The 18,961-nt window shown below is 62.8% G+C and carries 23 protein-coding genes and 1 pseudogene; 11 read left to right on the top strand and 13 right to left on the bottom strand.

The window, feature by feature from the left end:
• Nucleotides 1-73: 73 nt before the first annotated feature.
• From MCB86_RS16540 to MCB86_RS16530, 3 genes are all read right to left on the bottom strand, one after another.
• Entirely contained in the window at nucleotides 74-502 is a 429-nt protein-coding gene (locus MCB86_RS16540) for a hypothetical protein (RefSeq protein WP_045163193.1), read from the bottom strand.
• Nucleotides 503-583: 81 nt separating this feature from the next.
• Entirely contained in the window at nucleotides 584-805 is a 222-nt protein-coding gene (locus MCB86_RS16535) for a hypothetical protein (protein WP_239611517.1), read from the bottom strand.
• A gap of 50 nt (nucleotides 806-855) precedes the next feature.
• A complete protein-coding gene (locus MCB86_RS16530) occupies nucleotides 856-1,005 on the bottom strand; it encodes a hypothetical protein (RefSeq protein WP_196298683.1) in 150 nt (49 codons plus the stop codon).
• A 202-nt stretch (nucleotides 1,006-1,207) separates the two neighbouring features.
• Between MCB86_RS16530 and MCB86_RS16525 the strand changes: the two genes are divergently transcribed.
• On the top strand, nucleotides 1,208-1,603 hold the full coding sequence (locus MCB86_RS16525) for a hypothetical protein (protein WP_239611516.1): 396 nt from the start codon (nucleotides 1,208-1,210) through the stop codon (nucleotides 1,601-1,603).
• A gap of 143 nt (nucleotides 1,604-1,746) precedes the next feature.
• Nucleotides 1,747-3,012 (top strand): DUF445 domain-containing protein, encoded by a 1,266-nt coding sequence (locus MCB86_RS16520; protein WP_239611515.1) that lies wholly within the window; start codon nucleotides 1,747-1,749, stop codon nucleotides 3,010-3,012.
• Nucleotides 3,013-3,048: 36 nt separating this feature from the next.
• Here MCB86_RS16520 and MCB86_RS16515 read toward each other — a convergent pair whose 3' ends face one another.
• The 4 genes from MCB86_RS16515 to MCB86_RS16500 all read right to left on the bottom strand — a co-directional run bounded on the left by MCB86_RS16515 (nucleotide 3,049) and on the right by MCB86_RS16500 (nucleotide 6,039).
• A complete protein-coding gene (locus tag MCB86_RS16515; RefSeq protein WP_045163197.1) occupies nucleotides 3,049-3,708 on the bottom strand; it encodes an ATP-binding cassette domain-containing protein in 660 nt (219 codons plus the stop codon).
• A complete protein-coding gene (locus MCB86_RS16510; RefSeq protein ID WP_239611514.1) occupies nucleotides 3,701-4,462 on the bottom strand; it encodes an ABC transporter permease in 762 nt (253 codons plus the stop codon). The genes MCB86_RS16515 and MCB86_RS16510 overlap by 8 nt, the downstream gene beginning before the upstream one ends.
• Nucleotides 4,459-5,466: an ABC transporter substrate-binding protein gene (locus tag MCB86_RS16505; protein ID WP_239611513.1), complete on the bottom strand. Its 1,008-nt coding sequence runs from the start codon at nucleotides 5,464-5,466 to the stop codon at nucleotides 4,459-4,461. The genes MCB86_RS16510 and MCB86_RS16505 overlap by 4 nt, the downstream gene beginning before the upstream one ends.
• Nucleotides 5,467-5,592: 126 nt before the next feature.
• Entirely contained in the window at nucleotides 5,593-6,039 is a 447-nt protein-coding gene (locus MCB86_RS16500; protein WP_239611512.1) for an HIT family protein, read from the bottom strand.
• A 192-nt stretch (nucleotides 6,040-6,231) separates the two neighbouring features.
• Here MCB86_RS16500 and MCB86_RS16495 point away from each other — a divergent pair, with 192 nt between their 5' ends.
• Nucleotides 6,232-7,467, top strand: coding sequence for a M20/M25/M40 family metallo-hydrolase (locus MCB86_RS16495; protein ID WP_239611511.1), 1,236 nt, complete (start codon nucleotides 6,232-6,234; stop codon nucleotides 7,465-7,467).
• A gap of 122 nt (nucleotides 7,468-7,589) precedes the next feature.
• On the top strand, nucleotides 7,590-8,294 hold the full coding sequence (locus MCB86_RS16490) for a glutathione S-transferase N-terminal domain-containing protein (protein WP_045163201.1): 705 nt from the start codon (nucleotides 7,590-7,592) through the stop codon (nucleotides 8,292-8,294).
• Nucleotides 8,295-8,419: 125 nt separating this feature from the next.
• Here MCB86_RS16490 and MCB86_RS16485 read toward each other — a convergent pair.
• Nucleotides 8,420-8,673, bottom strand: a pseudogene (locus MCB86_RS16485) (anti-sigma factor); the annotation flags it as partial.
• 117 nt (nucleotides 8,674-8,790) lie between these two features.
• On the opposite strand from MCB86_RS16485, the gene MCB86_RS16480 reads away from it, so the two are divergent.
• From MCB86_RS16480 to MCB86_RS16470, 3 genes are all read left to right on the top strand, one after another.
• Nucleotides 8,791-9,210, top strand: coding sequence for a YciI family protein (locus MCB86_RS16480; protein WP_045163202.1), 420 nt, complete (start codon nucleotides 8,791-8,793; stop codon nucleotides 9,208-9,210).
• Nucleotides 9,211-9,229: 19 nt separating this feature from the next.
• The gene (locus tag MCB86_RS16475; RefSeq protein ID WP_045163203.1) at nucleotides 9,230-9,652 is read left to right on the top strand and encodes a VOC family protein; all 423 of its coding nucleotides are present in this window, start codon (nucleotides 9,230-9,232) and stop codon (nucleotides 9,650-9,652) included.
• A gap of 239 nt (nucleotides 9,653-9,891) precedes the next feature.
• On the top strand, nucleotides 9,892-11,052 hold the full coding sequence (locus MCB86_RS16470) for a heparan-alpha-glucosaminide N-acetyltransferase domain-containing protein (protein WP_045163290.1): 1,161 nt from the start codon (nucleotides 9,892-9,894) through the stop codon (nucleotides 11,050-11,052).
• A 58-nt stretch (nucleotides 11,053-11,110) separates the two neighbouring features.
• On the opposite strand, the gene MCB86_RS16465 is transcribed toward MCB86_RS16470, so the two are convergent.
• Nucleotides 11,111-12,064, bottom strand: a complete 954-nt coding sequence (locus tag MCB86_RS16465; RefSeq protein WP_239611510.1) for a helix-turn-helix domain-containing protein — start codon at nucleotides 12,062-12,064, stop codon at nucleotides 11,111-11,113.
• 119 nt (nucleotides 12,065-12,183) lie between these two features.
• Between MCB86_RS16465 and MCB86_RS16460 the strand changes: the two genes are divergently transcribed.
• On the top strand, nucleotides 12,184-12,807 hold the full coding sequence (locus tag MCB86_RS16460) for a cysteine hydrolase family protein (protein ID WP_239611509.1): 624 nt from the start codon (nucleotides 12,184-12,186) through the stop codon (nucleotides 12,805-12,807).
• Nucleotides 12,808-12,842: 35 nt separating this feature from the next.
• On the opposite strand, the gene MCB86_RS16455 is transcribed toward MCB86_RS16460, so the two are convergent.
• Nucleotides 12,843-13,583 (bottom strand): Mut7-C ubiquitin/RNAse domain-containing protein, encoded by a 741-nt coding sequence (locus MCB86_RS16455; protein ID WP_239611508.1) that lies wholly within the window; start codon nucleotides 13,581-13,583, stop codon nucleotides 12,843-12,845.
• 77 nt (nucleotides 13,584-13,660) lie between these two features.
• Nucleotides 13,661-14,443 carry a sulfite exporter TauE/SafE family protein gene (locus MCB86_RS16450; protein WP_025242676.1) on the bottom strand — a complete coding sequence of 261 codons (783 nt, stop codon included), beginning with the start codon at nucleotides 14,441-14,443 and terminating at the stop codon, nucleotides 13,661-13,663.
• Nucleotides 14,444-14,647: 204 nt separating this feature from the next.
• On the opposite strand from MCB86_RS16450, the gene MCB86_RS16445 reads away from it, so the two are divergent.
• Nucleotides 14,648-15,676: a ribonuclease Z gene (locus MCB86_RS16445; protein WP_239611507.1), complete on the top strand. Its 1,029-nt coding sequence runs from the start codon at nucleotides 14,648-14,650 to the stop codon at nucleotides 15,674-15,676.
• Between the two features lie 56 nt (nucleotides 15,677-15,732).
• Nucleotides 15,733-16,332, top strand: a complete 600-nt coding sequence (locus tag MCB86_RS16440; RefSeq protein ID WP_275589485.1) for a TonB-dependent receptor — start codon at nucleotides 15,733-15,735, stop codon at nucleotides 16,330-16,332.
• On the opposite strand, the gene MCB86_RS16435 is transcribed toward MCB86_RS16440, so the two are convergent.
• Nucleotides 16,327-17,232 carry a LysR family transcriptional regulator gene (locus tag MCB86_RS16435; protein ID WP_239611506.1) on the bottom strand — a complete coding sequence of 302 codons (906 nt, stop codon included), beginning with the start codon at nucleotides 17,230-17,232 and terminating at the stop codon, nucleotides 16,327-16,329. The two genes, MCB86_RS16440 and MCB86_RS16435, sit on opposite strands and share 6 nt — an antisense overlap.
• 105 nt (nucleotides 17,233-17,337) lie before the next feature.
• Between MCB86_RS16435 and MCB86_RS16430 the strand changes: the two genes are divergently transcribed.
• On the top strand, nucleotides 17,338-18,261 hold the full coding sequence (locus MCB86_RS16430; RefSeq protein ID WP_239611505.1) for an alpha/beta fold hydrolase: 924 nt from the start codon (nucleotides 17,338-17,340) through the stop codon (nucleotides 18,259-18,261).
• Nucleotides 18,262-18,322: 61 nt separating this feature from the next.
• Here the strand turns inward: MCB86_RS16430 and MCB86_RS16425 are convergent, their stop codons facing one another.
• On the bottom strand, nucleotides 18,323-18,880 hold the full coding sequence (locus MCB86_RS16425) for a TetR/AcrR family transcriptional regulator (RefSeq protein ID WP_045163210.1): 558 nt from the start codon (nucleotides 18,878-18,880) through the stop codon (nucleotides 18,323-18,325).
• Between the last annotated feature and the right edge of the window lie 81 nt (nucleotides 18,881-18,961).

The following is an 18,961-nucleotide window of genomic DNA, read 5'->3' as shown; positions in this document are numbered from 1 at the left end:
GTGCAAGAATGTTTCTTTGTGATACCGCCTCGTACCGGGATCAAACAGACACCCGATGCGAGCGACAGCGACGCTACTGGGCGTCGACCTGCTGGATATCGAAGCCGATACGGTTGTCGGCGCTGATGCGAAAGTGCAGCGTCTCGCCAGTCTCAACTCGCGCGGCCCGCTCGCGTAGCAGATTGCCCATGCCGCACAGGGTGTCGTCTTCGGGATCGGACTCGATGCTGACGATGCGCATACCCTCCGGCACCTGCAACCGCACCTGTTCGCCGACGTGGATGCGTGCGGCGAGCTTGCGATCGACCATCACCGCCACATAGCAACCGCCGCCGCGCACGCCGAAGTCGCGGGTCACCACCAGCTCGCCGCCGTTGGTGATGGGCGTCTGATAGCCGCGCAGACGTTCCTGCGGCACCGGCTTGATGTCCTCCGGGTCAGCCTGCCAGGACGAGCAGCCGGCCAGTGCCAGTAGGGAAGCAAATGCGAGGGGCAAGCGCATGCGGGACTCTCCGATCAGATAAGCGAAGCGCTGATGGTATGACAGGTTTACGCTCGCCATGCGGGAAATACGGCAGCTGATCTAACGGGTCGACACCGGATGGCTGCTCCCGGGATAGGGCCGCTCTTCTTCTAACCCGCCGTCGCGCCGGTAGACCTCGACCGAAGCGGTCTTGCCCGCCATGAATCTATCCAGCTCGGTGAACATCTCGTCCTTGGTCACCGTCCGCAGCACGGTTTCGCGGGATTGCGGGTCGGTCAGCTCCCAGCCCATCGGGGTTGGATTCACGTGGTATTTGTCCATGGGTACTCCTGATGGCGGCCGCAGGTTCGATCGCGTCCTGGGCTGGCGGGCTATCGGTCGTCGACACCGTCCTCGATCTCGCTTTCGTCGAAGTCCGGATCCTCGCCGGGCTCTTTCTCACCGCTATCGGTCATGGTGACGTCCGGCGATTCGTCAGCGGGATGGTCATGTTCGGATTGATCCTGATGGTGCTGGCTCATGGCGATCTCGCTGTATGACGCAATGGGGTCTATCGCATTGGAGCCGCCTCAGTCCGACGGCGTTCGCTTCACCAGGTGCCGGCGGTCCGATCGCCATCGGTTGCCGGCAGGAGAATCCGCCGCGCCGGCCAACTTGCGATTGCAGCCGCACCAGGACTCCACCACACTGCCGTCAATCCCACCTGTGACCGGAGCTGCCCCCATGCCTGCCAACAACCATCCCCCGCGCGACAGCATTCTGGCCGACCCGAATGCGCTCAGCTGCACCATCTACCGTGCCCACGAAACCGATCCGGACGGCGAAGAAAAGGACATGGGCGACGCCCGTGTGATCATCACCGGACAGTTCGAACCGCCGCAGGAATGGGACGCCAAGGCGCGCGCCGATTACTTCGACGGCACGCCGGAAGACGCCTTCTTCACGGCTGTATTCGCCAGCGAAGCCGGCACCGACTCCAAGGGCTATTTCACCGTCGAGGCCGATGATTACGCCGCCGTGACCGAGCAGGACGGCACCATCTCGATGTTCTATGTCTGCGAGCGCCTGGACGACGGCACCTACGTGCTGCTGCGCGAAGAAGACGACGGCGAGGAATAAGCCGCCGGTACCGCCCGCCGCACTAACGCAACAAACGGGTAATCGAACCCGCTCCCACCCAACCGGGTCTGCTCTTCATGGGCAGCCCGTCGGTCGTCCGGCCGAACCGCCTGCATCATCCGTCGCCATCAAAGAGGAATCGCATGAGCGCTCTGCAACATCGCTGGCAGTCGCCGGTTTTACGTATGAAGCTGGTCGCCGGCCTTCTGCTGCTGCTCGCGGCCCTGCTCTATGTCGTGGCGACCGCCTTGGAACCACGGCACCCGGCTTGGGGTTATCTCGCTTCTTTCGCCGAAGCGGCCATGGTTGGCGCCATTGCCGACTGGTTCGCCGTCACCGCCCTGTTCCGCCACCCGCTAGGCCTGCCCATTCCGCACACAGCAATCATTCCGCGCAGCAAGGCCCGGATCGGGCAGAACCTGTCGGTCTTCATCACCACCCACTTCCTTTCCACCCCATTGGTACTGGCCAAGCTGGAGGCTCTGGATATCGGCGGACGCCTGGCCAACTGGCTGCGCCATCCGGCCAATGCCGACGCCGTCGGCCGGCAGCTCACCGGCATGGCACGTTTCGGCGCCGAGTCGCTGCATGACGAGCGGGTGCAGGCCTTCGTCCAGGCCAAACTGATCAACCGCGTGCGCAAGATCGATCTTGCGCCGGTCTGTGGTCAGGTGCTGGAAATGCTCACCCGCCAGGGCAAGCATCAGGCGATGCTCGATGAAGCGCTGATCAAGCTCGACACCCTGCTGCAGGACGACGACACCCGGGCATTGGTAGCCGACGCCATCACCGCCGAAGTACGTACCCTGCGCTACCTGGGCCTGGGCAGGGCCGTCGGCGGCTGGTCGGCGAACAAGTTCGTCGACGGCGTTTCGGCGGTGATCGCCGAAGTCGCCGACGATCCCGAGCACCCGCTGCGCGAACGCTTCGACGAGCATGTCGGCGAATATATCGAGCGGCTCAAGCATGACCCGGCCTATCGGCTGGAGGTCGAGCGCCTCGTCGCTCAGTTGCTTGAGCATCCAGCCACCACCGACTACCTGCAAACGCTCTGGCGCGAGCTGACCGACTGGCTGGAAGCCGATCTGGACAGCCCGGACTCGCGCATCGGCAAACGGATCGTGCGCCTGACCCAGGGCCTGGGCGACTCGCTGGCCGCCGACACCGCGATGCGCACCTGGATCAACGAGCAATTGATGGCTGCCGCACCCACGATGCTCGAGCGCTACCGCGGGCAGATCGGTAAATACATCGCCCAGCGCGTGGAGAACTGGGAGAGCCGTGAGTTGGTCGAGCAGATGGAGCAGAGCGTCGGCAAGGACCTGCAGTACATCCGAATCAACGGCACCCTGGTCGGTGGGCTCGTCGGCCTGGTGTTGCATGCGCTCACGCAGCTGGCCGTTGGGTAGGCGGCCGCGAGGGAGATCGGCAATGCCCCGCTACATTCAGGCGCTGAGCAGACGCAATGTTTCGCTGATATGGCTGGCGCTCGCATCGCCGGTCAATGGCCGATCCCAACGTAGGGTCGCCGGGTGCCCGGCGAGGTACCACAAGCGATTGGCCAGTTGATCGGCATCGCGCGCGTCGTGGGTCACGCAGATCATCGCCATCTGCGGCTGCGCGTCGAGCAGGCGGACGATGAGCGCGCGCAGTTCCGTCGCGCGGTCGGGATCCAGCGAAGCGAAGGGTTCGTCGAGCAACAGCAAGTCCGGGCGGATCGCCAGGCTGCGCGCCAGCGCCGCACGACGCGCCATGCCCAGCGACAACTGATCGGGCAGCCGATCCGCGGCATCGCCCAGCCCCACCTCGCTCAGCAGCCGCTCTATGTCTGCCGCCGAGGCGCCGACCAGTGCCAGATTCTGGCGCACGGTGCGCCAGGGTAGCAGGCGATGCTCCTGAAACAGGTAGCCGACCCGCGGAGGCTTTCCCGCGCGGAGCGTCGGCACCAGCCGTGGATCGAGCCCGGCGATGGCGTTGAGCAGGGTCGTCTTGCCGATACCCGAGGGGCCAAGCAGGCAGATGCGGTCGCCGGCAGATACCTGCAAATCGATCGCCCCCAACACCGGATGGGCGGCCGCGGCACCATCGACGCGCAGCTTAAGCATGCTGCACGCCCGCCTCGCGCCAGGCCGACGCCCGTCGTTCGAGGGGTTGCAACGCAGCCAGTTCGATCAGCTGCACCACCGCAATGAAGGTCAGGCTGTAGGCCAGGATGCTCGCCACGTCGAAGACCTGAAAGGCCATGTGCAGCTGGAAACCGACGCCGTCCGAGCGCCCGAGCAGCTCGACCACCAGCACGATTTTCCAGATCAGCGCCAGGCCACCTCGGGTCGCCGCCATCAGGTAGGGAAACAGCTGCGGCAGCCACACATCCAGTACCCGCTGGCGACAGCTGAAAGCGTATACCTGGGCCATCTGCTCGAGCTTCGGATCCAGGCTGCGCGCGCCTTCGCGCAGCGTGACCGCGACATTGGGCACCTTGTTGATCACCACCGCCAGCACGGCCGCCGCTTCCACCAGGCCGAACCAGACGTAGAGCAGGATGATGGTCACCAGCGCCGGCAGGTTGAGAAACAGCACCAGCAGCGGATCGAGCACGGCGTTGGCCGTGCGCGAACGGCCCATCCACACGCCGAGCAGCGCGCCCAGGGCCATCGCCAGAATGAAACTGATCAGCACCCGACGCAGGGTTACCACCAGGTGATGCGGCAGCTCGCCATTGTGCAGCGCGCGCCAGAAGGTCTCCAGCACCGCTGCCGGCGAGGGCAGCAAAGGGGTGTGCATCAGCCATGCGATCAGCGCCCAGAATGCCACCAGCAGGGGCAGCGCGAGCCAGCAGGCCCAGCGCGTATCGTTCATGGTTCGCTCTGGAACAACGCGGCCGGCATCAGGGCCGCCGGGGCGGTGCCGGTCAGCGTCAGCAAGCGCTGCAAGGTCGCGATGCGCGCCGCGTCCAGCGGTTGCGGAATGCCCTCGACAAAGCTGTTGCGCAAGGCGGCGAACACCGCCTCGTCATCGGCCCGCATCAGGGGACGAATCGCCTGCCACGGCTCTGAGCTGCTCGCCAACGCACGCTTGGTCTGGCGCAGGGCCCTGCTGAAATGCCGCAGCAGCGCCTCGTGCGACGCGGCCCAATCCTCGGCGAACAGGTAGCCGAGCACCGGCAGATCGGGGGCGAGGTCCAGCGTGCGGACCAGATCAGCCAGACGAAATGCACTGCGCACGCCGCCTTCGCCACGCAAGCGCGCCGAGAAATGCCAGAAGGTCAGCAGCGCGTCGATCTGGCCGCGGCGCAGCGCCTGCCCCAATAACGGCGGCGCGGCGTACTGCACGGTCGCGTCGCGCGCCAAGTCGATGCCCTGCCGCGCCGCCACGCGCTGCAACAATTGCCAGCCGAGGCCGTCCGGCCCGCCTGCGACACCGATGCGCTTGCCGCGCAGGTCGGCCAGTCCGTGGATGTCGCTGCCCTCGCTGACCAACACTTCGCCGATCTGCGAGGAAAACGGCACGTAGCGGTAGGCGGTGCCAGCGGTATAGCGCGCCTGGGCCCAGAGCAGGTCGCTCACCGCCCCGTCGACGCTGCCGCCGGTCAGCGCCAACCGCGATGCTGGCAGGTCGGCCACCAGGAGCACCTGCAAGTCGAACCCGTTAGCGTGATCCAGCCCGTGACGCTTGAGGTGGTCGAGTTCCCAGTGCGGCGTCCCGAACTGCAACACGCTGAGAGTCAGCACCGGCAACGCTCGCTCCTCGCTCTGCGCGGACGCCAGTAGCGGGACCAAGGCCACCAGAACTGCAGGCAGGCATCGACGCGCCGCTCGGAAGGCGCGGACGGAGAACCGGGTGAGGAACCACGAAGCAGGCATCATGCCCGCAGGGTACGAAGACGCTAGCCCGTCACGAATAGTACTTTGGTGCTCGTTGGCTGCTGCGATGGTCGTGGCTGCGGCGGTGCAGCAGCCACGATCTCACGCGGCCTGTGATCGAAGATCCTAAGCGCTCTGCTGCTTCAGCCGCTGCACCAGCCGTGCCTGCAGTTTCTCCAGTTCTGCCGGCTCCGCCTTGCCCGCCGCATGGATGCCCAGCCCTTCGCCGGCAAAACGCGGGACGATGTGCACATGGATGTGAAAAACCGTCTGCCCCGCCGGGGCACCGTTGAACTGCGCGACCTGCACGCCGTCGGGCTGCAACTCGTCGACGATCACGCGGGTCAGCTTCTGCACCACCGCCATGACCTTGCACAGCGCCTCGGTATCCACATCGAGGATGTTGCACGCCGCGGAGCGCTTCGGAATCACCAGCGCATGGCCGTAGGACTGGGGGAACAGGTCGAGGAAGGCAAGCACGTCGTCGTCCTCGTAGAGCTTGTAGCAAGGCGCATCGCCCCGAATGATCTGGGCGAAAATGTTTTGCGGGTCATAGGGAGTGGTCAGCGACACGTGCAGCGCTCCATGAAGTGGGGTGAGCGCCAACCATAGCGGGAGCCGACCACGCAGAGCCAGCGGTACGTTGATGGCGTTGCGCAAGCCTCGAGCAGCCCTGACACATGCATTCGAACGCATATGCACCGGAACGATGCAACGTCGCGAGCGCTCTCAATCTCACCACCCACCCGAACCGAGGTCTTCACAATGCGCGTCCGTCCCTCCCCGCTCGCCGCTGCCGTTGCCCTGTGCTTCTTTTCCCTGACCAGCTTTGCGGCCGACCTCAAGCCCGACGAGCTACTCAAACAGGCCGAAGCCGAGCAGAAGCCGTATCTGGAAACGGTGAAGGCGCTGGTCGCCGTCGATACCGGCACCGGGCTGGAAAAGGGCCTGGCGACCGTCAGCCAGATGCTGGTCAAGCGTCTCGAAGCCTTGGGGGCAAGTGTCACGACCACGCCCGCAACGCCCTCGGCAGGCGACAACATCGTCGGCACGCTGAAAGGCTCGGGCAGCAAGAATTTCATGCTGATGGTTCACTACGACACCGTGTTCGGCGAAGGCACGGCCGCCAAGCGTCCGTTCCGCATGGACGAGCAGCGTGCCTACGGGCCCGGCGTCGCGGACGCCAAAGGCGGCGTGGCGATGATTCTTCATGCGTTGGAATTGCTCAAACGCGAGGGCTTCGACGACTACGGCAGCATCACCGTGCTGTTCAACCCGGACGAGGAAATGGGCTCGTCGGGCTCGAAGCAAATCATTGCCGAGCTGGCGCGCAAGCATGATTACGTCTTCTCCTACGAGCCGCCGGACAAGGATGCGGTGACCACCGCCACCAACGGCATCAACGCGGTGATACTCGAGGTGGAGGGCAAATCGTCCCATGCGGGCTCGGCGCCAGAAGAGGGTCGTAATGCCGTGATGGAACTGGCCCACCAACTGGTGCAGCTGCGGGACCTGGGCGATCCGAGCAAGGGCACCACCGTCAACTGGACCATGATCGAGGGCGGCGAGAAGCGCAACATTATCCCCTCCAGCGCGAAAGCGGAGGCGGACATGCGCTACTCGGACCTCAGCGAGTACGACCGGGTGCTCGCGGATTCCAAACGGATCATCACAAAGCAGCTGATCGACGAGACCACGGTCGAGGTGCACATCGACAAGGGCCGCCCGCCGCTGGCGAAGAATGCCGGCTCCGAAGCCTTGGCCAAAACGGCGCAGGAACTCTATGGCGAGATCGGTAAGGATATCGAGCCCATTGCCATGCGCTTCGGCACCGACGCCGGTTACGCCTACGTCCCGGACAGCGATACGCCTGCGGTGCTGGAAACCATGGGGGTCGTCGGTGCCGGCCTGCATTCGGACGAGGAATACCTGGAGCTCGCCAGCATCGCGCCGCGCCTGTACCTGACGGTGGCGATGATCAAAACGCTTTCCACGCAGTGATTGTTCAGCCCTTGAGCAGAACGCGGCGCGGGGGCGCATTGACGGCCCGCGCCGGAAAATGACCGCGTCACCTCGCAGCCGCTATCCTCACCTACCGAATCCTGTCTTGCGGAGAGCGCACCATGCATGACCTGTCTTCCTTCCCCATCACCCAGAAATGGCCCGCCAGCTACCCTGATCGCCTGCAGCTGTATTCGCTGCCCACGCCCAACGGGGTGAAGGCGTCGATCATGCTGGAGGAGACCGGTCTGCCCTACGAGGCGCATCTGGTCAATTTCGAGAGCAACGATCAGCTCTCGGAGGAATTTCTCTCACTGAACCCGAACAACAAGATCCCGGCGATCCTCGATCCCAACGGACCGAATGGCGAGCCGCTGGCCCTGTTCGAGTCCGGTGCGATTCTGCTGTATCTGGCGGAGAAGACCGGTCAGTTCATGCCGGAGGATGCCGCGGCTCGCTACGAGACCATCCAATGGCTGATGTTCCAGATGGGCGGCATCGGCCCGATGTTCGGCCAGTTGGGCTTCTTCCACAAATTTGCCGGCAAGGACTACGAGGACAAGCGCCCACGCGATCGCTACGTCGCTGAAAGCCAACGCCTGCTGGGCGTGCTGGACAAGCGCCTGGAAGGCCGCGATTGGCTCATGGGCGGCCGCTACAGCATCGCCGACATCGCCACCTTCCCATGGGTGCGCAACCTGGTGGGCTTCTACGAAGCGCGCGAACTGGTGGAATTCGAGCGCTTCGTTAACGTGCAACGCGTGCTGGACGCCTTCATCGCGCGGCCGGCAGTGGCCAAAGGTCTGAACATCCCGCCACGTGGGTGAAGGCCCAAAAAATACTGATAACAGCCACAAGTCGTAACCGGCTTATCAGGCGCGGGCCGGGCATCTGATGAAAAGCAGTCAGCGCTGATCCGATCTGGCCGAGGCGCGGCGAACCGCGCCCAACCTCATATCACCTTCGCCGCACGGCCGATGAACTGAATCGGCCCGGTCGGCGACCCGGTGGGCTGCTCCAGCGTCAGCTCGAAGAGTTGGTTTGGTTGCAACGGCGGAAGGTCGTCCAGGCGAATTTTGACGACTCACACGGCTTGACCAGGCCAAGGGAGACCGGTGCCTGCCAGCGGCCCGCCTTGGTCCAGAGCCGCAAGGCCTTGCCAAACGGCATCTCTTTTTCATCCACACGCAGCGGTGGCTGGAGTTGTCAGAAAAAATCGCACATCCGTGTCGATTCCTTTGGCCGTGAATCGACCAATGAACAGAGCCAGCGGATTGAGCAGCACCGACTAGGCTGTTCTTCAACTGACAAAGGAGCCGCACGATGCGATTCATGGTGATGATCAAGGCCAACCAAGACACCGAAGCGGGCGTGATGCCCAGCGAGGAGGTGCTCGCGGCGATGGGCCAGTACAACGAGGAACTGGTGAACGCCGGCGTCATGCTGGGCGGCGAAGGCCTGCACCCCAGCCGCCGGGGCGCGCGCGTGCGCTTCAGCGAGGGGCAACCATCGGTGGTGGATGGCCCGTTCATCGAAACCCGCGAGCTGATTGCCGGCTACTGGCTGTTCCAGACCGGCTCGCTGCAAGAAGCCATCGACTGGGTAAAGCGTTGCCCAGCATCCGCCATCGGCGATTCGGAAATCGAGATTCGCCAGATTTTCGAAGCCGAAGACTTCGGCGCCGAGTTCACCCCAGAGTTGCGCGAGCAGGAAGACCGGTTGCGCGCACGGATCAGCCAATAACCCGAATAGGAGAACACCTATGAAAATCACCCCTTATCTCACCTTCGACGGCCAGGCGCGCGATGCCTTCACGCTCTACCAGAAGGTGCTGGGCGGCACACTGGAGATGATGACCTTCGCCCAGGCGCCAGAATCCGAGCATTTCCCGGCCGAACATCGGGAGCGGATCATGCATGTCTGCCTGAACCTGGGCGATTACCAGTTGATGGCGTCCGACACCATGCCCGGCGATGCCTGTGGCGGCGGCCCGTACGAAGGCATCAAGGGCTGCTCGATATCCCTGCATCCGAAAAGCGTTGCCGAGGGCGAGCGCGTATTCAACGGGCTGGCCGAAGGTGGCCAGGTCGTGATGCCACTGGAAAAAACCTTCTGGGCCGAGCGTTTCGGCATGTTCGTCGACCGCTTCGGCGTGTCCTGGATGGTCAACTGCGAGCAGGCCTAACGGCAGCTGTCGCCTAAGCACTGCCACCGATGCGAAGACGCCTGACTCCGCGCTGAGCCAAGCGTCTTCCACCCTACCGCCCCGACACCCGACGCGACTCGCGGAGCGAGCTGCCATGGCTCGCCATACGCGCCATGCGATTTTGGATTTTGCGCTCCGTCTATTTTGTTATAACGTATCGCAAGCTGTACGAGCAATCGCTGATTGCTACCTCCAAATCCCCCGTCGTGAGCCGTTCCATGCCCTCCACCGCTGCCTCGCCAAATCCGGCGCGTCTACTTTCCATCGACGCGCTGCGCGGCCTGGTGATCCTGTTCATGCTGCTTGACCATGTTCGCGAAACCTTCCTGCTGCACATGCAGGTCTCCGACCCCATGGATGTGACAGTCACCGAGCCGGCCCTGTTTTTCAGCCGCACCTTGGCGCATCTGTGCGCGCCGGTGTTCATTTTTCTTACCGGCCTGTCCGCGTTTCTATTCGGCGAGAAGTACCAGGGACGCGCCGCCGTATCGAGCTTCCTGCTCAAGCGCGGTTTGTTTCTGGTGATTTTGGAATTCACCTTGGTCAATTTCGCCTGGACCTTCCAGTTCCCGCCGAGCGTGATTTACCTTCAGGTGATCTGGGCCATCGGGCTAAGCATGCTCGCCCTGTCGGCGCTGCTCTGGTTACCGCGCACGTTGCTTGCGGCGCTGGGGCTGGTGATCATTGCCGGACATAACCTGCTGGACCCGTTGCAGTTCGCCAGCGATTCGCTGATGCATGTGCCCTGGGCAGTCCTGCATGACCGTGGCTGGATCGAGGTATCGGAAAGCCTTCGCCTGCGCACGTCCTACCCACTGCTGCCCTGGATCGGTGTAATCGCCCTGGGTTACGCCGCGGGGCCGTTGTACGCACGGCCCGCCGATGCGGCATGGCGTCGGCGCCGCTTGCTGGGCTGGGGCCTTGGTTCGTTACTGGTATTCGCGCTGCTGCGGCTGCTCAACGGCTACGGCGAACAACCCTGGAGTGCGGGTGCTAACGCCGTGCAAACCCTGATGAGCCTGCTGAATATCACCAAGTATCCGCCGTCGCTGTTATTCCTCTGCCTGACATTGGGCATTGGGCTGCTGTTGCTGCTCTGTTTCGAACGCAACCAGGAGCGCGGCTGGCTGCGGCCATTGACGGTGTTCGGCGCCGCGCCGATGTTCTTCTACCTGCTGCACCTGTACGTGCTGAAGTTGCTCTATCTCGCCGCTGTGGCGATATGGGGCCTCAATCGCGGCAGCCACTTCGGCTTCGACGCGGTTTGGCCGCTGTGGCTGGGCACGCTGGTCCTGGCGGTCGCACTGTACCCAGCGGTACGCTGGTTCGCTGAGCTGAAAGCACGGCGACGGGATATCGCCTGGCTCAAATATCTTTGACGCAAGCCTCTCGTTGGCTGCGCATCAGAGGCAGCGGCCCGAAGCGGGTGATACCTCTTCAGCCACGGCCGCGAAACGCTTGCCGGTAATGGCTGGGCGATATGCCGAGTGCCTTGCTGAAGTGCTGCCGTAGCGAAACCGGCGAGCCGAATCCTGCCAATGCGGCGATCGCATCGATGGGCTGATTGGTGCTTTCCAGCAGACGCTGGCTCAACGCGATACGTTCAGCCAACAGCCAGCCGCCAACGGTGGTGCCGGTGTGCTGCCGGAAATGCCGGCTGAAGGTGCGACGGCTCATCAGTGCTTTTTCCGCCAGGCTATCCAGCGTATGCGGCAGATGCAGGCTCGCCCGCGCCCAGTCCAGCAATTCGCCGAGACGGCTGTCACGGCCGCGGGTCGGCATGGGCTGCTCGATGAACTGCGCCTGCCCGCCCTGCCGGTGCGGCGACATGACCAAGTACCGCGCCACCTTGTTCGCCACCTCAGCCCCCCAATGCTTGCGCACCAGATACAGACAGCAGTCCAGCGCCGCCGCCGTTCCAGCCGACGTCAGCAAATTAGCGTCATCCAGATAGAGCACATCGCTGTCCACCTGAATCCGTGGATGCTGCGCCTTGAAATGCTCGACCCACGCCCAGTGCGTGGTCGCGCGACGGCCTTCGAGCAGCCCGGTTGCGGCCAGCACGTAAGCGCCGAGGCAGAGCCCGACCAATGTCGCTCCCCGTTGATGAGCTGCTATCAGTGCTGCGAGCAGCGCGGCCGGTGGTGCCTCGTCGCCATCGCGCCAACTCGGAACGATCACCGTATCGGCCTGCTCCAGCGCTTCCAGCCCGTGCGCCACATTCAATTCGAAGCCCGCGGTGGTACGCAGCGGTCCGGCTTCGGCAGCGCAGACATCGACGGCATAACGGTGCGTGCGTGACATGGCATCGCCGAACACCATGCACGGAACGGAAAGATGAAAGGGACTTATCTGGTCGAAGGCGACCACGGCGATTCGGTGCAGTTGCATGGCGAGATGTCGGCTGGAGTTGGCCCGATCTTATCGTAAGTTGTCATTCGGGCCACTCACTCTCTCGGGTCGAGCGACGAAACAATGCGGTCGCCCCCAACTTCGAATGAGGACACACCATGAGCCAGCCAAAACGCGCGCTGATCGTCATCGACGTGCAGAACGAATACGTCACCGGCAACTTACGTATCGAATATCCCGATGTGCAACTATCACTGTCGAACATCGCCAGAGCCATGGACGCGGCCCGTGCGGCGGGCATCCCGGTAGTGGCCGTGCAGCACATCGCGCCGGAAACATCGCCGCTGTTCGCCCGCGGCAGCCAGCAGGCCGAGCTGCATCACACGGTCGCGGCGCGATCACATGACCTGCACGTGGAGAAGTCGCTGGCTAGCGCATTGGTCAACACCAACCTGGGCGCCTGGCTGCGTGACCGGCAGATCGACGCCCTGACGGTGGTCGGTTACATGACCCATAACTGCGACAACTCCACAGTGGTGCAGGCGCACCATGAAGGCTGGAAGGTCGAGCTGCTGCACGACGCCACCGGCTCGCTGCCCTACCAAAACTCGGCCGGTGCAGCCAGTGCCGAGGAGATTCATCGAGCCTTCACGGTGGTGATGCACACCGGTTTCGCAGCCGTGGCGAGCACCGATCAGTGGCTCGAAGCGGTGAACACCGGGCAACCGCTGTCGCCGGACAATATTTACCTGTCCAACCAACGGGCGATTCAGGCACGCTGATCACCCAACTGAGCGTGACGCATACCCCATTGCGTTCAGTCCGCCGTCATCGACCCCAGCAAGGCTCGCATGTCCTGCCAGTGCGAGCCCTCCCAGAAAATCCTGCCGCAGCAATCGCAGCCTACGAATCGCTCATGGCGTTCCAGCACGCGCGGCGGCACACGGTCGCGCGCAGTCTGCTTGTCGATCTCTGAGAGTGGCCGGTTGCAACGCATGCATAGGCTGAAGGGGCGAGCATGGATGGCCAGGTCCAGGCGCTCATACAACTCACGCAACTGCTCCGCCGGCTTGAGCGCGTGCACGTAGCAGCCATGCTTGACCACCCGGTGCATGAGCAACGCGCGGTCACGGGTTAGCAGTACTCGATCCTCACGATTGGCCAGCGCGGTCATCGCCGCATCTTCGTAGCGGTTGTCGAAGAGCGTATCGAAGCCGGCCATGCGCAATAGCCGGGCGAGGCCGCCCAGATGGGCATCGGCGACGAACCGCGGCGGGCCGCTCGGGAGCGGCTGCATGGATGTCAGTCCAGTAATATCCAGTCGTTCGAATTTCGGGTAGACGGCAATTCGATCACCGTCATTGATAGCCCAGTCGAGCCCGGCCGGGGTTCCATTGGCCAACACCAGCGCCACCTCGGTATGCGGCACGCCGAGGGCTTCGATCATGTGCTTCGTGGTCGCCGCCTGCGCGCATGAACAACTGAAAGCCTGTCCGCGGCGCTCGACCGGAAGGAAAGCGTTGAGCCTGGCGTAGAAGCGGAATGTCGCTGTCGTCATGCATGTTCAGCGACGCCAGCCGCGATGATGTCCATAACGGAACGCGCGGTGCGTCGCGCCTCCGAAAAAGGATGCGGTCAGATCAGCTTATAGCCGATGGCCGCCAACATTACCGCCATGCAGGGTCGCAAAAAGGAGTCCGGAACACGGCCGGACAGGTTGCTGCCCAGGTAAATGCCCGGCAACGAACCCATCAGCAGATAGGCCAGAATGGTCCAATCCATGTTGCCCATGCCAGCGTGCCCAAGGCCGGCGACCAGCGTCAGCGGCACCGCATGGGCGATTTCCGTTCCGACCAGACGGCGCGTGCTCAGCAATGGATAGAGAAAGAACAAGGCCACGGTACCCAGTGCGCCGGCACCGATGGAGGTCAGCGTCACCACTGCGCCGAGCACCATGCCGACCACAACGGTCAGCACGTCCAGGCCACGAGGCGATAGCCGCGGGGTGGGTCCGGACAGGCGAGAGGCGAGTACCAACAGACGCTTCTTGAACAGCACGGCCAGCGCGGTGAGCACCAGAACGATGCCCAGCGATTGTTTGATCACCGCGTTGAGCGTGTCCTGATCGCTATGTAACCCCTTCAATATCCAGAGCATCGCCGCTGCGGCCGGCACGCTACCCAGCGCCAGCCAACCGGTAATGCGCCAATCGATGTTGCGATTCTTCTGATGGACCCAGACGCCACCCGCTTTGGTGATCGCCGCGTAGAGCAGATCGGTGCCGACAGCGGCTGCGGGGTTGACGCCGAACCACAACAGGATCGGCGTCATCAACGAACCACCACCAACCCCGGTCATGCCGACGATGAACCCGACCAGCAGGCCGGCTATCACAAAGCCAAGAACACCAAACTCCATCGTTCAACCCCAAAGTGGGCCCAGCAGGCCTTATCAGATGGCCGCCAGCATAACCGCGCGAGTTAGCAATTCTTAATATAAGTTTGTGCTTTCTTAGTAGCTAAAAAGAATATGCATCGAAACCCCGACGGTGCGAGGCAAAGGCGAACTTCTGCGCGACGATTGGAGTCGCCATACTGACGGCACGAACCAGGGAGCCCTCGTGTGGACCTTCTATTTCTCGGCACCTCATCCGGTACCCCGACCAGGGCACGCAACGTCAGCGGACTGGCACTGTTGGAAGACAGCGGCAAGGGCTGGTACCTGATCGATTGCGGTGAAGGCATCCAGCATCAATTGCTGCGCACGCCACTGACCTTGCATGGCCTGCGCGCGATCTTCGTTACGCATGTCCATGGCGATCACTGCTACGGATTGCCCGGTCTGATTGCCAGCGCCGGCATGGCGCGGCGGCAGGAACCGCTGGATATCATCGCCCCGTCCGCAATCGAAGGATGGGTGCGTGCCACGCTGGTAATGAGCCAGAGCTGGCTGCCTTACGAGTTACGCTTCCATGCCACCGAAACGTTCCAGGGCTGGCGCAATCTACAGGTACGTGTCGAAGCCACCGCCCTCTCCCACCGCGTGCCGAGCTGGGGCTACACCTTCAGCGAAACCCGACCCGACCCGCGCCTGAACATCGACAAGCTCGACCACGACGGCATACCTCGCGGGCCGCTCTGGGGCGAGCTGATACGCGGCCACGATGTCGAATATGCAGGCCGCACCCTACGTAGCGAAGACTACCTGCTGCTCGGCCGTTCGCCCCGACGTATTGTCATCGGCGGGGACAACGACCGCCCCGAACTGCTCCGCGACGCCTGCCAGGGCGCGCATGTGCTCGTCCACGAAGCCACCTACACCCTGGCCATCGCCGAAGCCGGCAAAGCCGATTTCGGTCACAGCACGGCCGCCCGGGTCGCCACCTTCGCCCAGGCCGTAGGCGTTCCGAATCTAGTGCTGACGCACTTCAGCGCGCGTTATCAGAGCGCCCCGAACCAGGGTTTATCGATCGAAGACATTCGAGCGGAAGCGGCCGAACGCTACAGCGGGCAGCTCACGCTAGCCGAGGACCTGTTGCGATTGAGATTGGACAACAAGGGACAAATGCAACGGGTTGAACGCCTTCCGCGAAAGCACAACGAGGCGGGGGACACAGCCCAGCGAAATGATGGAACCGCAGACGATCCTTGATCTGACCGGCGACACTCGCACAAATATTCAACCAGACCGAACTCAAGCAGAACGCCATGATTGCCGGCAGAACCATCAACGGCTGTATGGCGTGGGGTTCGGCTGTCAGGAGAAGGACCAGCAGTTCTACAACCAGGACGATGTGGCGCGCGTACCGGTTTACGGCACTGCAACCTGTTCCGTTCCAGGCCAATAGAAAGACCGGCGATGGCCTGAACACGCAAGAGACGCTCGGATTCTACGTCCAGGACATGATCGAACTGTCGCCACACTGGAAAGCGCTGTTGAGCGTGCGCTATGACGAATTCGACCAGACATTCCGTGACGACTTCAACGGCAAGGCGGAACTGGAGCGCACCGACTACACGCTCAGTCCCCGTGCGGGCCTGGTGTGGCAGCTGGATGACGTGCAGTCCTACTACCTCTCGGTCAGCCGCTCCTATCAGCCTTCCGGCGAGATGTTCCAGGCCAGCGCGTCTAACGTCGAACTCGACCCGGAAGAAACCACCAACTACGAGCTCGGCGCCAACTGGAACCTGCTGCAGGATCAGCTCACGTTGACTGCTGCGGTGTTCCGCCTGGAACGCAACACGCAGGCGCCTCGTCACGCAGCCGTGCGCTTCAGGCAACCGAAACCCGCGTGTTTACACCTATGAGCGCACGGCGTCTGCCCACTCTTGAATATGTTTCCAGAGACGCATGGCGACAGGCCCATGTGGACGGTCGCGTCGACGGCTGGCTACCAGCTCTTCCGCCACGCCGGGAAAGTGCCGTCCGGCAATGGAAATAAGACGTCCGTTTCGCAATTCTTCTTCGATCATGAAAAGCGGCAAGTGCCCCCAGGCCATGCCCTGCAGGACGACCTCGGCCTTCATCGAGTGGTCAGCCACGGTGCACTGGGGCGATCCGTCGATGACGAAATGGCTGACATCACCAGGATCATGCGCGGTGTCCCGAAGGATGCACTGCGTGAGTCCGCGCATCTGCTCGGGGGTGATCGCGTCGGTCTGAGGAAAGGGCAGAAAGCCGGGCGCTACTACCGGGATCAATGAGATGACTCCCAGATCCACCCACTCCAATTTAGGATTGGTTTTATCGATGCGGTGCAGAATCAAATCCGCCTCGTCATTGAACAACCGTTCCCAGGGGCCAGTGACCGCTTCGAAGTGAAGCTGCAGCCGCGTGCCTGGACATTGTGCGAAGAAGCTGCTCAACATCCCCAGCACCTGCGGACGGGGACATAGGTCGCCAATAACCACCCGCAGCCCCGTTTCTTCCCCCATCGCCAATTGCTGAGCATGAAGGGAAAAGGCTTCCGCCTCTTGCAATAGGTGCTGCGCCCTATCGTAGAGGGCCAGCCCTGCCTGAGTGGGGCACACACGGTAGCCGGCGCGATCAAGCAGAGCCACGCCGAACTGCCGCTCCAACTTGCGCAGGGCTGCAAAGACCGCAGTATGAGAGCGGTGCAAAGCCGCCGCAGCAGCCTGGAAACTGCCTTCTCGTACCACGGCCTCGAAGCAGAGCAGGTCCTGCAGAGTGAACTTGTACATGTTCATAAAAACTGTCGATGATCGTTCAATCTTTGTAATTTCTTCCTAATAAACTCGCAACTAGCATTCCGGCTGAATTCACCTCAAGGCACCACGCCGAAGGAGCTCCGAATGCTGCGCACGCTTACCTCCCTGCTCACCAGTTTCGTATTGCTTGCCCCAGCATTTCCGAGGGCGGTACAAGCGAACGACACACCCAATCCCGCCGAGGCACACCCCGCACAGGCGAGTGCGCAGGCTCAGGCGGCCCTGTCTTTCTTTACGACTGGAGATGGTACCCGTATCGCTTATCGCCTCGATGGCTCGGCAGACAAGCCGGTGTTGGTGCTATCCAACTCCATCGGAACGAATCTGCACATGTGGGATACCCAGATTCCCGTTCTGGCCAGGCACTTCCGCGTGCTGCGTTATGACATGCGAGGGCACGGCGCATCCGATGTGCCACCCGGCGCGTACTCAATCGGTAGGTTCGGTGGAGATGTGATAGAGCTGCTGGATGCCCTGGATATCGAGCGCGCCCATTTCCTGGGGCTCTCGCTCGGTGGGTTCGTCGGTCAATGGCTTGGTATCCACCGCCCCGAACGCATCGATCGCCTGATTCTCAGCAACACCGCAGCCTATCTAGGGCCGACCGAGCAATGGGATCCGGCGATCGCCGCCGTGCTCGAAGCGCGAGACATGCAGAGCACCGCCGAAGCCTTCCTGCGTAACTGGTTTCCTGCGCGAATGCTGGCAGTAGAAAGTCCCGTCGTGGCGCAATTCCGGACCATGCTGCTGGAAACCGATCGGCAAGGCATCGCGGGCTCTTGGGCGCTGGTACGGGATACCGATATGCGGCGCACCATCGCCCTTATCCCCAATCAAACCTTGATCATTGCCGGGAAGCACGACGCGGTAACTACCGCTGCGCACAGTGAAGCCATGGCCGCTGCTATTCCCAATGCTCGATTGCTGGTTCTGCCGGCAGCCCATTTGACGAATATCGAGTATCCAACTGAATTCATGCATGCGGTGCTGGCCTTCCTCCGCAGCTGACGCGCCTGGCTCGAATCTGCGCATCAGCCCAAAGGCAGGCTAATCGGCCGCTGTCGGTCGCTCAGTTCTTGGCGATAGCCGCATGCAAATGGCCACGACTCGCCTCTAGCACCTCACGTTGAGTGTCTTCACTGGCCAGCATGCGCGCCACGACCAATGCACCGACGCATTGGGCAATCAGCGCCCAGGCCAGCTGGGCATCCTCCAGCGCGGCGGCCCAAGCCTGTTGCAGGGCACAGAGCCAATGTTCAGCCTCCTCGCGCACGGGCACATCGGCACGGGCAATCTCCGCGCCCAACGCCGGGATGGCGCAGCCGGCCTCCGGGTTGTGCAGGTGGGCCAGGCTCAGGTAACCGTCGAGGCAGCGCTCAAGCCTGGTCCGATCCAGAACACCGTCGCGCGCAAGAATCGGGCTTTGCGACAACTCGCGCCGCACCACCTCGGTAAACAGGTCGCTCTTGGATGGAAAATGACTGTAGAACGCGCCCCCCGTCAGGCCGATGGCTTTCATCAGTCCATCGACACCGGTGGTGGCGAAGCCGCCGCGCTTGGCGATGGCGCCGCTGCTTTCGACAAGACGCTGTCGGGTTTCCTGCTTGTGGCTGGCGGAGTAACGCATACAGCACAACCTCTTTGAGTCACTTGACGATAGGCCGAGCGTAACATAACGTTCGTTTACCTAACGATCGTTTAGCAAGAG

This window comes from Pseudomonas sp. KSR10 (genome assembly GCF_022355455.1).
Taxonomy (GTDB): Bacteria; Pseudomonadota; Gammaproteobacteria; order Pseudomonadales; family Pseudomonadaceae; genus Stutzerimonas; species Stutzerimonas stutzeri_E.
Note: the sequence above shows the minus strand (reverse complement) of the source record. Positions and strands in the feature narration are given on the sequence as shown.

What these genes read in the sequence shown, in the direction of transcription:
- MCB86_RS16455 (WP_239611508.1), bottom strand. Translation starts at nt 13,583, where the DNA reads ATGACGACAGCGACATTCCGCTTCTACGCCAGGCTCAACGCTTTCCTT.
- MCB86_RS16490 (WP_045163201.1), top strand. Translation starts at nt 7,590, where the DNA reads ATGCATGACCTGTCTTCCTTCCCCATCACCCAGAAATGGCCCGCCAGC.
- MCB86_RS16505 (WP_239611513.1), bottom strand. Translation starts at nt 5,466, where the DNA reads ATGCCTGCTTCGTGGTTCCTCACCCGGTTCTCCGTCCGCGCCTTCCGA.
- MCB86_RS16530 (WP_196298683.1), bottom strand. Translation starts at nt 1,005, where the DNA reads ATGAGCCAGCACCATCAGGATCAATCCGAACATGACCATCCCGCTGAC.
- MCB86_RS16475 (WP_045163203.1), top strand. Translation starts at nt 9,230, where the DNA reads ATGAAAATCACCCCTTATCTCACCTTCGACGGCCAGGCGCGCGATGCC.
- MCB86_RS16440 (WP_275589485.1), top strand. Translation starts at nt 15,733, where the DNA reads ATGATTGCCGGCAGAACCATCAACGGCTGTATGGCGTGGGGTTCGGCT.
- MCB86_RS16525 (WP_239611516.1), top strand. Translation starts at nt 1,208, where the DNA reads ATGCCTGCCAACAACCATCCCCCGCGCGACAGCATTCTGGCCGACCCG.
- MCB86_RS16470 (WP_045163290.1), top strand. Translation starts at nt 9,892, where the DNA reads ATGCCCTCCACCGCTGCCTCGCCAAATCCGGCGCGTCTACTTTCCATC.
- MCB86_RS16495 (WP_239611511.1), top strand. Translation starts at nt 6,232, where the DNA reads ATGCGCGTCCGTCCCTCCCCGCTCGCCGCTGCCGTTGCCCTGTGCTTC.
- MCB86_RS16465 (WP_239611510.1), bottom strand. Translation starts at nt 12,064, where the DNA reads ATGCAACTGCACCGAATCGCCGTGGTCGCCTTCGACCAGATAAGTCCC.
- MCB86_RS16480 (WP_045163202.1), top strand. Translation starts at nt 8,791, where the DNA reads ATGCGATTCATGGTGATGATCAAGGCCAACCAAGACACCGAAGCGGGC.
- MCB86_RS16460 (WP_239611509.1), top strand. Translation starts at nt 12,184, where the DNA reads ATGAGCCAGCCAAAACGCGCGCTGATCGTCATCGACGTGCAGAACGAA.
- MCB86_RS16535 (WP_239611517.1), bottom strand. Translation starts at nt 805, where the DNA reads ATGGACAAATACCACGTGAATCCAACCCCGATGGGCTGGGAGCTGACC.
- MCB86_RS16435 (WP_239611506.1), bottom strand. Translation starts at nt 17,232, where the DNA reads ATGAACATGTACAAGTTCACTCTGCAGGACCTGCTCTGCTTCGAGGCC.
- MCB86_RS16450 (WP_025242676.1), bottom strand. Translation starts at nt 14,443, where the DNA reads ATGGAGTTTGGTGTTCTTGGCTTTGTGATAGCCGGCCTGCTGGTCGGG.
- MCB86_RS16430 (WP_239611505.1), top strand. Translation starts at nt 17,338, where the DNA reads ATGCTGCGCACGCTTACCTCCCTGCTCACCAGTTTCGTATTGCTTGCC.
- MCB86_RS16515 (WP_045163197.1), bottom strand. Translation starts at nt 3,708, where the DNA reads ATGCTTAAGCTGCGCGTCGATGGTGCCGCGGCCGCCCATCCGGTGTTG.
- MCB86_RS16510 (WP_239611514.1), bottom strand. Translation starts at nt 4,462, where the DNA reads ATGAACGATACGCGCTGGGCCTGCTGGCTCGCGCTGCCCCTGCTGGTG.
- MCB86_RS16425 (WP_045163210.1), bottom strand. Translation starts at nt 18,880, where the DNA reads ATGCGTTACTCCGCCAGCCACAAGCAGGAAACCCGACAGCGTCTTGTC.
- MCB86_RS16540 (WP_045163193.1), bottom strand. Translation starts at nt 502, where the DNA reads ATGCGCTTGCCCCTCGCATTTGCTTCCCTACTGGCACTGGCCGGCTGC.
- MCB86_RS16520 (WP_239611515.1), top strand. Translation starts at nt 1,747, where the DNA reads ATGAGCGCTCTGCAACATCGCTGGCAGTCGCCGGTTTTACGTATGAAG.